Annotated in this window: 7 protein-coding genes; 5 read left to right on the top strand and 2 right to left on the bottom strand. The window is 67.8% G+C overall.

From position 1 onward, the window contains the following. The 5 genes from ACIBR0_RS28260 to ACIBR0_RS28240 form a co-directional block, all read left to right on the top strand. Positions 1–226: transposase (locus ACIBR0_RS28260; protein ID WP_396720675.1), on the top strand; the 226-nt coding region annotated here is incomplete at its 5' end. Between the two features lie 189 nt (positions 227–415). Then, positions 416–1,618 (top strand): IS110 family transposase, encoded by a 1,203-nt coding sequence (locus ACIBR0_RS28255; protein WP_396720672.1) that lies wholly within the window; start codon positions 416–418, stop codon positions 1,616–1,618. Between the two features lie 628 nt (positions 1,619–2,246). Next, complete coding sequence (locus tag ACIBR0_RS28250) at positions 2,247–3,272, top strand: IS30 family transposase (protein WP_396720678.1); 1,026 nt, start codon at positions 2,247–2,249, stop codon at positions 3,270–3,272. Positions 3,273–3,576: 304 nt separating this feature from the next. Then, positions 3,577–4,503 carry a L,D-transpeptidase gene (locus ACIBR0_RS28245; protein ID WP_396720669.1) on the top strand — a complete coding sequence of 309 codons (927 nt, stop codon included), beginning with the start codon at positions 3,577–3,579 and terminating at the stop codon, positions 4,501–4,503. 134 nt (positions 4,504–4,637) lie between these two features. Then, positions 4,638–5,051 carry a hypothetical protein gene (locus ACIBR0_RS28240; protein WP_396720667.1) on the top strand — a complete coding sequence of 138 codons (414 nt, stop codon included), beginning with the start codon at positions 4,638–4,640 and terminating at the stop codon, positions 5,049–5,051. 165 nt (positions 5,052–5,216) lie between these two features. On the opposite strand, the gene ACIBR0_RS28235 is transcribed toward ACIBR0_RS28240, so the two are convergent. Continuing rightward, positions 5,217–5,627, bottom strand: coding sequence for a hypothetical protein (locus tag ACIBR0_RS28235; protein WP_396720664.1), 411 nt, complete (start codon positions 5,625–5,627; stop codon positions 5,217–5,219). A 301-nt stretch (positions 5,628–5,928) separates the two neighbouring features. Beyond that, the gene (locus ACIBR0_RS28230) at positions 5,929–6,165 is read right to left on the bottom strand and encodes a hypothetical protein (protein WP_396720661.1); all 237 of its coding nucleotides are present in this window, start codon (positions 6,163–6,165) and stop codon (positions 5,929–5,931) included. Positions 6,166–6,546 lie beyond the last annotated feature (381 nt).

The raw sequence follows: 6,546 nt of genomic DNA, 5'->3' as shown, positions 1-6,546 counted from the left end.
GGCCAGCGGCCGCACCGACCGACACCGCCTCAACCGCGGCGGCGACAGAACCCTCAACAGCGCCCTACACACCATCGCCCTGACCCGCCGCCGCACCCACCCCGAAACCCGCGACTACATCACCCGACGCCGCGCCGAAGGCCGCACCACCAGAGAAATCACCCGCTGCCTCATTGGGGGAGTATCGGTTCTGCGATTCCACCAAGGGGTCGTGGCTCCTCGGTGAGTGTCGGGGGACGGCTTCGTTGCCGCGCCCCTTGACGGCCAGTTTGAGTTCGGCCGCCCCTGACACGCCGAGGCCTCCGGACCGGCGTCTAGGGACACACCCCAGCGAGGGCCGAACAATGAGAATCCGGCACGGTGGGGCCTCGTCAGCCTCGGAGCCAACTGCGGGAAGCTGAAGGACGCACCGACGATGTTTATCGGCTGGGACTGGGCCAGCACGACCCACGACGTCACTGTGCTGGACAACCGAGGCGCAATCATTGACCGGTGGGCGCTACCTCACACCGAACAGGCCCTGATTGCAGCACTCGACCGGCTCGCTCGCCACGGCAACCCCGCTGAACTACCGGTGATCATCGAACGCCCTGACGGGCTCGTCGTCGATCGGCTGCTTGCCGCAGGGCATCCCGTCTTCCCCGTGCATCCCACCGCGTTTCACGCTGCTCGTCCCCGCTGGGGCGCCTCCGGCGCCAAGTCCGACCCCGGCGACAGCTACAAGCTCGCCGACTACCTCCGCACCGACGGTCACCGGCTGCGCCGGCTGCAACCGGCCGACCACGGGCTGAGCGAACTGCAAAGTCTCACCCGGCTACGGGAAGACCACGTCCGTGCCCGCACCACCGCCACCAACCAGCTCGCCGCATTGCTGGACGCGCACTGGCCCGGACCCCGAAAGCTCTTCCAGTCCCTGGCCTCTCCCATCGCATTGGCGTTCCTCACCGATTACCCCACGCCGGAGGCCGCCCGCCGCCTGGGCGAGGTCCGGATGGCTGGCTTCTTGCGCCGCAACTCCTACCGAGGTGGCAAGACAGCAGTCGAGCTGCTCCAGCGGCTACGCAACGCACCCACAACTCCGGCAGCCCTGCCCGCAACCACTCTCACCGCGATGATCCACGCCCAGGTGCAGCTGCTGCGAGCTCTGCAGGCCACCATCGCCGACCTCGAGAAGCTGATCAAGGAACTCACCGCGGTGCACCCACGAGCCCAACTTCTCGCCGCCCTACCCGGCGTTGGTCAGATCAACCTGGCACAACTCCTTGCCGAGGTCGGACCGATCCTCATGCGCGTCGACACCGCCGAGCAGGCCGCTGCGGAATGCGGCACCACACCGGTGACCAAAGCATCCGGCAAGGTCCGCGGGGTCTACTTCCGCTGGGCAGCCAACACCCGAGCCCGCACCGCCATCACTGCCTTCGCGCACAATGCCCGCCTGCAATCACCCTGGGCCGCAAAGCTCTACGCCGACGCCCGAGCACGCGGCAAACGCAACCCCCACGCCGTCCGCATCGTCGCCCGCGCATGGCTACGCGTCATCTGGGCCTGCTGGCACACCAACACGCCCTACAACCCCGCACAGCACCGCGCCGCTCACGCCTTCTCCACCATGACTTGACTCAGGGAACTCAAGCGCTACATCGCCCGACAGCTCTACCGCACCATCACCACCCACCACCGAACCCCTTGACAACCCCCACTCACAGATCCGTAGTCCGATGCTCCGTATCCGCTGGTAGCAGGGTGACCGGACACCGACCCGATGCTGAACCAGCGGAACGATTGTCGGTGTGTCGGATGATCTCTGCCGTGCTCGGAATGCGCTCGGTGAGTCGTGGTTACCGATGGGCAGCCGCGGTCACGGCCGGGCAGCGGTTGGCGCGGGTCGGTCCGGCTGGCATCGGTGTGCTCCATGTGTGCTCCGCTGGTCGGAGCAGTAGGCGGCTGGCACCCGTGAGTACAAGCAGGTACTCCTGGTACTCCTGGGCACCCGCTGGCAGGTAGGCTGGGCCCTGTCGGCTCCGCCTGAAAACTGACCCCGTGGTTCCGGGCGGGTTCCAGTACTTGTCGCAACACACCTGATCATGTGAGGCGTGTTGATGGGACGACGAGGGCGCAAGCGCCGGCTCGAGTTGGAGACGGAGTATTGGCGGCTGCTGCAGTCCGGGTTGGGGACGTTCGAGGCGTGTCGCATCGTTGGGATCGGTCGCAAGACCGGCTACCGGTGGCGGGCCGAGAACGGCGGTGTGCCACCGGTCTGGTTGGCGGACGACGTCCGGTCGGGCCGGTACCTGTCGCTGTTGGAGCGGCAGCGGATCGCCACCCTGCGCAGGCAGGGCTTGACGATCCGGGCGATCGCGGAACAGCTGGGCCGCGCACCGTCGACGGTGAGCCGGGAGTTGCGCCGCAACGTTCGTCCGCACGACCGCGGCGTCTATGACGGCGACCTGGCCCACGCGCGAGCCCGGCAGCGGGCCCGAGGGCCGCGGGGCGGGCGGCTGCTCGCCGACGCCGGCCTGCGCGCCGTTGTCCAGGCCAAGCTGGAGGAGGATTGGAGCCCGCAGCAGATCTCCGCGTGGCTTCGGCAGGCCTATCCCGACCAGCGGTCGTGGCATGTCTGTCACGAGACGATCTACCAGGCTCTTTACTGCGGCGGCAAGAGCGGGCTCAGTCGCCAGCTCACCCGCCGGCTGCGCACCGGCCGGCCGTTGAGGAAGCGGCGCCGCCGCCCGGATCAGCGTCGCTGTCGGTTCGTCGCCCCCGGGCTGCTGATCGAGCACCGACCGGCGGCCGCTCTGGGCCGCACTCGTGTCGGTGACTGGGAGGGTGACCTCATCGTCGGCCGGCAGAACCAGTCCGCGATCGCCACCCTGGTCGATCGCACCAGCCGCTACCTGCGGCTGGTCCACCTGCCCGTCGACCGCACCGCCGAGGCCGTCCGCGACGCACTGCTCGCCATGCTGGCTGAACTACCGGAGTCGGTCCGTCTCACCCTCACCTGGGACCAGGGCGCGGAGATGGCCTACCACCAGCAGATCGCTCCAATGCTGCGCGACGGGGTGTTCTTCGCCCATCCCGGCCGGCCCTGGCAGCGCGGCACCAACGAGAACACCAACGGGCTGCTGCGCCAGTACTTCCCCAAACGCACCGACCTGTCCCAGCACACCGCAGCCGATCTCCGTGCCGTCGAGCAACGCCTCAACAACCGGCCCCGCAGAATCCTCGGCTGGCGCACCCCGGACGAGGTCTTCCATACGGCTCTGGCACGCTAACGATCGTCACCGTTGCGACGACTGCTCGAATCCGCCACGTGGACGCGGGTCACCACCGCTGCGCTGCCAGCGCTATTCGTTTGACAATCCCTCGGCCCCGCCCGCCTTCGAAGGGCTTCCATGCCGTGCGCCGGGAGCGCGCCCGATGACGTGTTCGTTACGTCGACACGCCGTCGCACTGCACTGACAATCATCACCTTTATCGCCCGTCGCGATGCCTTGTTGTACCGGATGGGCCTGCTTAGCCTGGGTGCGCTGCTCCCTACGTCGGTGGCGGAGATCATGAACCACCGGAGGAGTAGAAATGCGAACGCCGTTCAGGCGAGCTGTTTGCGGTGCCATCGCGGTGGCGCTGCTCGGCGGCCTCGGGCTGACCTCCTGCGCAGATCCTGGCCGGAACGGCACGGTGGACACCGGGTCGGCTCCGGTCGATACCTCGGTGACCGCCACCCCCGGGCCGACCGACTCCTCAGGTCTTTCCGCATCGCCGTCGGCGAGCCTGTCCCCATCAGCGAGCCGGTCCCCGTCGCCTTCGGCGAGCCGGTCCGCGAAGCTGTCGCTTAGCCGGTCGCCGTCGCACGTGCCGACCAGCAGGGCTGCAACGCCGGCTGCGGCGAGCAACATCGCCTCCCGGCTACGCACCATTCCGGCCAGCACTGGCCAGATCATCGTCGTACACAGCAGCGGCTACGGTACGAGCTTCGCGTCCTTGGAGACGTTCGAAAAGGTCAACGGCGTGTGGCGGGCCAAGTTCGGGGTGATGAGCGCACGGATCGGCACCAAGGGTTTCAGCGACAGCCATGTGGAGGGCGTCCCCACCACACCCACGGGCGTCTACAGCATCGGGTCCACCATGTACGGCGCGCTCGCCAGCCCGGGCGTCAGGTACAGCTACCACCGCCTGGTGGTGAACGACTGGTGGGATGAGAATCCCAGCTCGCCCACGTACAACAGCTTCGTGCACGGCACGGACCCGGGCGGCAACAGCGAGGCGCTGTGGCAGATCGTGCCGCAGTACAACTACTTCGCCGTCATCAACTACAACATCCCGGTAAGGGCAGCCACCCCGGCCCGCGGCAGCGGCATCTTCCTGCACGTCAACGGGAGCGGCGGTACCGCCGGCTGTGTCTCGTTGACACAGTCCAACCTGCTCCAGGTTCTGAAGTGGTTGAACCCGGCCGCCTCTCCACGCATCGTGATGGCGCCCAGCGAGAACCTCGGCCGCTACTAACCCGCCCGAGGACCGCGCGGTCGGCAGCTATGACAAGCACGATCCGGCCAGCGCCAACAGCGGCACGCGGGAGGTGGCGCCGCCCTTACCTGCGACGGCCTGGGCGGCGCTGACCGGTCCGACACCGTATCGGCGTGGCAGACGGACGCGATGTCATCGACGATGGCCAGCAGTTGTTTGCGGTTAACATCAAGCTGCTGCCGGGCCTGCTGCAGCCCGAGCGTGAGCCGCTGGATCTCGGCTTGACGCACGACCTGGTCGCGGCTGGCGGTGGCGGGCAGTTCACGGTGGGCCAGACCGGCCAGAACCGTGTCCGTCAGGGCGCTGCGATGCTTCTGATCAGGCCCACAAGGTGGGCCAGGCCGGTACCGGCGACCGGGGACAGGTCAGAAGAAGGGCACGCACACGCGGCCAGATCCGTAGCGAGTCACCCGGTACGCCAGCACCGATCCTGGCGGCAGTCCACCCAGAACCGCCCGAGTGACACTCACAGATCCGTAGATTCCCAAGGGCCTTCGCAGCTGACGCTGCTCGCGCTCACCGCCTGAACGGTGTGCTGACCGCGGAGTCGGAGGGCGTCCTCCAGGCCGGGGTGCATTTGGTGCTGCTCGCGGCGTTCGCCTTCCTTGCCGCGAGTCCGTAGCGGCGGGCGTCCGGGGTCCGGGGGGTGCGGTCCTCCGCCGGAGACGCCCGCCGGGGCATGCCGGCTGGTCCTAGGCCGTCAGGACGGTGCCGGCCAGGACCAGGTATGCCAAGCACACGCCCAGCGTCACGAGGATCATCAGGGCCGCCTTCGCCCCGGCCGATCGATCAGTACGGGCGATCGAATGGTTGATGGCGAAGCCGACCCCGCCGAAGAGACCGCCGATCAGCCCGCCTGCGAGCACAAGGAGAAACGGGAGAAAAATCAGGATCCGGAGCACGGCCGGCGTCTCCGGGCCGGTCCGGTGTTTCACCCCGTCGATCTCGATGACCGGGTACGGGTCGACGAGGTTGCTCTTCACCTTGGCGCGGACCGTCCCGCCGCCCACCGCGGGCAGTTCGAAGACGTTCCGGCGGCCGGTCTCCGCGATACCGCCCACCAGGACCCGCGGGCTGCCCAGCGCCTTCACCTCGACCGCCACGGGCCCGTTGACTCTGTCTATCACTATCGGTTCGGTTTGCATGGGCGAGGACAGTAGACGGTGAGCGGACCCGCCGCTGCCCCGCGATGGCATCGCTGTCGGCGCGGGGGACTTACCAACGGCGCATGGGCGCGGTGGCGGAGTATGTCCGGACGGCACCGGTGGAGCTGACCCGGGCGCTGCGCGACCAACCGCCGGCAATGCGGCGCAGGGGGCGTTCGCTGAGGTCGTAGCTGGGCGACCCTCGGTGGCGACGGGCAGGTTGGACACCGCGGAACAACGATTCCGCGGAACTTGGCTATCAGTCGGTCGTCTCCCCGCCGGCCTGCCGGTACTGGTAAACCTCTAGGTCGGCAAGCTTGCCGGCGAGGACGTAGATGTGCTCGGTCGTGGGCGCCGGGGTATCGCGCGTCCCGGCGTAGAGACCGGTCTGGGGCAGCTTCATCACCGCCGGCGGGCTGCCGTCCGCGGTGACCTCCACTGGCATCAGTCTCCCGTCGACCGGTCCACCCAGAAACCACGCCTCTACTGCCGGCATCCGACCATCATGCCGCGCCTATGTCTTCCATGTAGGAGCAGCAGTGTCGCAGCGGTTCAGGTCGGAGGTTTTTACCGTCACCGTAGGTGACGGGGGAAGATATTCTTCTCGCTATATCGACGATGCAATTTGCAGGTCAGCGTGATCATGACGCCTACCAGCCCCAACGCCGTTCCGTAATCGACGATCTTCCCTATTGCAAGGGGTCGATGGTCTGTCGTAGCGTGCCCGCAACTTGCATCGTCGTTCTTGGGAGGGCTCGTGGCGGAGCGCACGGGGGTTCGGCGGCGGCTGCGTGTGGGCTGGCGGTCGACGTGGTTGATGAGCGTGGCGGGGAGCCGATGCTGGCGCGCCTTGGCGGTCGGGCTGGTGTTGGCGCTG

The organism is Micromonospora sp. NPDC049497, from assembly GCF_044465805.1.
Taxonomy (GTDB): domain Bacteria; phylum Actinomycetota; class Actinomycetes; order Mycobacteriales; family Micromonosporaceae; genus Micromonospora.
The sequence above is the reverse complement of the archived record's forward strand: the minus strand, read 5'-3'. Positions and strand labels throughout refer to the sequence as shown.